This window comes from Bacteroidales bacterium, from assembly GCA_023229505.1.
GTDB lineage: Bacteria > Bacteroidota > Bacteroidia > Bacteroidales > JAGOPY01 > JAGOPY01.
This window is the reverse complement of record JALNZD010000097.1, coordinates 1-3540: the sequence shown is the minus strand read 5'-3', so window position 1 is coordinate 3540 and position 3540 is coordinate 1. Positions and strand designations below refer to the sequence as shown.

Below are 3540 nucleotides of genomic sequence, written 5' to 3'. Positions count from 1 at the left end.
TTCATTTTTGCCAGAAGAAACATTTAAAGATTTTGAAAATGAAATGAAAATTATAGGAGGACAACTTTCCGGTTTATTACGATCCCTTAAAGAATCTCAAAAACAGTCACCTAGTCACTGAGTCACTTAGTCACCCAGTCACCTAGTCACCCAGTCACCATATCACCGTTCCACCGTTCCACCGTCTCACGCCTCACGAAAAATGATTATTTTTGCATAAACACTTACAAAGATGACAACGGTTATTATTAACGGGAAAACAAAAAAAGGCAAAATCATTCTCGACCTGATAAAGGAAATGAGATGTGGCCGGATTATCTCCGGTACTCCCAATGAAGAAACCACGAGAGCAATAAAGAGTGCAAGAGAGGGCAGGGTAAAAAAGGCAAAAAACTCTTCTGAGCTTTACAATATTATTGGCATCTGACAAATGTATTCTCTTACTTATACGGGCGCTTTTCTGAAAGACGTTAAGAGATTGAAGCGCAGATCCACTGATTTCCAAATATTTAAAACAGCAATCGAATCGCTTGAAAAAGATGGCAAGGTTAACACTTCCTTTAAACCGCACAAACTTGGCGGTAATTATTCCGATTGCTGGGAATGCCATTTGATGTCTGACTGGTTATTGATTTGGCGAAAAGATCCCAACATGAAGGAGATTCAACTTATCCGGACAGGTACGCATGCTGATTTATTTTAAAAAACGTATCACCTTTTCACCATTTCACTGTTACACCGTTCCACCTTTCCCCTCTCCGCCAGCTGGCGGAAGGGCCAGGGAGGGGGCTGAAGTCACCCAGTCACCCAGTCACCCAGTCACCCAGTCACCGTTTATATATCTAACGGTTCCTTGCCGGAACTGGAAACAGTAACGAAAGAAAAAGAGCACCTTTGGTTTTCAACAACCCACTAATTTTGTATCTTTACACTTTCATTATCCAAGGTCTGTCATGAAAGTTATAAAAACAAAAGATCAAAAAAAAGAATCAAAAAACTGGACTTTACCTGGTAATACGCTGAGTCAGGATGAATTCATAGCTGGGATACGAAAAGCTGAAAAAGGTCCGTTTCATACCATTCAAGAGTCAATGGAACACTTTGAACAATGGCTGAAAGCGAGAGAATAGAATAAAAGCCGGGTACGTTGAAGTCCTTCGAATTCTCCATTCACATTCAAGTATAAGAAGAATAAAGAGCTCCCGGCAAATAAGGCCAAACCCGGAAACCTGAAACCAGTCACCCAGTCTCATGGTAACTAGGTAACTGAGTAACAAGGTAACAGGGTGACTTGGTAATTTATTCAATTAGTCACCGTTTCACCCAGTCACCCAGTCACCCAGTCACCGTTTCACCGTTTCACGGCTCTCAATTAGTTGTTTGAATATGTGTGTCACATAACATAAAGTCGTTTGTAATTTTGTATATTTGCACAAAATAACAAGGATGAGAAGAACAAAATTGGCAGACCTGGTTGCCTGGAAAAACTCAACTTCACGAAAACCTTTAATCATAAGGGGTGCAAGACAGGTTGGCAAAACCTGGCTGATGAAAGAATTTGGTAATACGCAATATGCTCAGACCATTTATGTAAATTTCGAGAAGAACAAACGATTAAAAGCTTTATTTACCGATGATTTTGACATTAAAAGGGTAATTGTCGCTCTGCAGGCAGAATCAGGTTTAACCATACATGCTAAAAACACCTTGTTGATTTTTGATGAAATACAAGCTGTGCCCGAAGCAATAACTGCTTTAAAGTATTTTCAGGAAGATGCCAATGAATATCACATCGTGACAGCCGGTTCGTTGCTGGGTGTGGCGCTTCATGCTGGTATCTCTTATCCTGTAGGCAAAATAGTTTTTATGGATTTGTATCCCTTAACTTTTTCAGAATTTCTTGATGCAATGGGGGAAAGTGCTCTTGTGGAAATACTTCACAGCGCTGATTGGAAATTGATAACGGCTTATAAATCAAAGTATATTGAACGGCTCCGGCAATATTATTATGTTGGCGGTATGCCCGAAGCTGTTTTGAAATTTAGCGAAAATAATAGTTTTAAAGAAGTACGCGAAATTCAACAACAAATTTTAGATGCTTATGAGCAGGATTTTTCGAAACATGCTCCATTAGAGATTGTTCCGCGTATACGGATGATATGGAATTCCATTCCAGCCCAATTAGCAAAAGAAAATCGTAAGTTTATTTATGGAATAATCAAGGAAGGTTCACGTGCAAAAGATTATGAATTATCGCTATCGTGGTTAATTGATTGCGGACAGATTCATAAAGTATGCAGGGTGACGAAGCCCGCTATACCTTTAAAAGCCTATGAAGACAGAAGCGCCTTCAAATTATTCCTGGTGGATATTGGATTGTTAACAGCAATGAGTGATATTGATGCTAAAACACTTCTTGAAGGAAACGCTTTATTCTCTGAATTTAAAGGCGCCTTGACGGAACAGTTTGTTTTTCAGCAACTTAATAGCACAGGTGAATATGTGATTTACTACTGGTCGGCTGAACGTTCAACTGCAGAAGTTGATTTCACAGCCCAGTATAATGGGTTGGTTGTCCCAATAGAAGTTAAAGCTGAAGAAAATTTACAAGCTAAGAGCTTAAAAGTTTTTATGGAAAAATTCAGCCCAAAGGTTTCTATTCGCACTTCAATGTCCGATTTTCGCAAACAGGACTGGCTAACCAATTTACCCTTGTATGCTGTTAGTGAATTAAAGAATTTATTATCGTAAGATTCACTTATAATATAGTGGAACAGTGAAACAGTGAAACAGTGGAATAGTGAAACGGTATGGAAAGAGAAAGTTATAATCTGTGGTTTTATAATAGTACAAATGTCGTATGAGACACTTTTTGTATTATCTTAAAACACCAGCTATCACCTTTATCATTTAAACTTGATCTGGATACGATCCTGGAAGAATTGCTTTTGCATGAACGAAACTACCTGGAAAAACTTTGGGAAGAAACATCTAAAAGACGGGAGCATCGCCTGGTCGTCCTGAAAATAGCAGAAGACGCCAGTTCTCTTTATTCCAGGATTGATTATAAAAGCATCAATGTTTCCCGAACCCTGAAAGTTCTGAAAGGGACAGGACTCATTATTAAAAATAGTGCTGAGCGGTATATTCTTTCTGATCCATTATTTGCACTGTGGATCAGGAAAAGAGTTCTTAAGACTCAATGATGTGGAATAGTAATACAGTGAAATAGTGAAAAGGTGAAATGGGAAAATTGAAAAGTTATAAGGATTGGGAAATTGAGAATTTAGCAAATCTAACAGCTCTAACGTTCCCCTCCCCCGCATGTCCCCGCGTACGCGGGGAACAGGGGAGGGCCAGGGAGGGGGCTGAAATCACTGTTCCACCGTATCACCAATCACCAATAGCCAAAGGCCAAAGGCCAACGGCCAAAAGCCATTAGCTGTTAGCTGATTAATTCGCTTCTTAAACATATAAGGATGTATGTTTTAAAATTTTTTATCTTTGTAAAAACAGAAAAATATGGAAACCTTAATTATC

5 protein-coding genes are annotated in these 3540 nt (G+C 39.0%); all 5 read left to right on the top strand.

Annotated features, from left to right (window positions below; all coding sequences use genetic code 11):
* Positions 1-232 precede the first annotated feature (232 nt).
* The 5 genes from M0Q51_17275 to M0Q51_17255 all read left to right on the top strand — a co-directional run bounded on the left by M0Q51_17275 (position 233) and on the right by M0Q51_17255 (position 3206).
* A complete protein-coding gene (locus M0Q51_17275) occupies positions 233-427 on the top strand; it encodes a hypothetical protein (protein MCK9401721.1) in 195 nt (64 codons plus the stop codon).
* Positions 428-430: 3 nt separating this feature from the next.
* Entirely contained in the window at positions 431-703 is a 273-nt protein-coding gene (locus M0Q51_17270) for a type II toxin-antitoxin system YafQ family toxin (GenBank protein ID MCK9401720.1), read from the top strand.
* A gap of 250 nt (positions 704-953) precedes the next feature.
* On the top strand, positions 954-1130 hold the full coding sequence (locus M0Q51_17265) for a hypothetical protein (GenBank protein MCK9401719.1): 177 nt from the start codon (positions 954-956) through the stop codon (positions 1128-1130).
* Between the two features lie 316 nt (positions 1131-1446).
* Positions 1447-2751, top strand: coding sequence for an ATP-binding protein (locus M0Q51_17260; GenBank protein MCK9401718.1), 1305 nt, complete (start codon positions 1447-1449; stop codon positions 2749-2751).
* Between the two features lie 197 nt (positions 2752-2948).
* A complete protein-coding gene (locus tag M0Q51_17255) occupies positions 2949-3206 on the top strand; it encodes a hypothetical protein (GenBank protein ID MCK9401717.1) in 258 nt (85 codons plus the stop codon).
* Positions 3207-3540 lie beyond the last annotated feature (334 nt).

What these genes read in the sequence shown, in the direction of transcription:
- M0Q51_17260 (MCK9401718.1), top strand. Translation starts at nt 1,447, where the DNA reads ATGAGAAGAACAAAATTGGCAGACCTGGTTGCCTGGAAAAACTCAACT.
- M0Q51_17265 (MCK9401719.1), top strand. Translation starts at nt 954, where the DNA reads ATGAAAGTTATAAAAACAAAAGATCAAAAAAAAGAATCAAAAAACTGG.
- M0Q51_17270 (MCK9401720.1), top strand. Translation starts at nt 431, where the DNA reads ATGTATTCTCTTACTTATACGGGCGCTTTTCTGAAAGACGTTAAGAGA.
- M0Q51_17275 (MCK9401721.1), top strand. Translation starts at nt 233, where the DNA reads ATGACAACGGTTATTATTAACGGGAAAACAAAAAAAGGCAAAATCATT.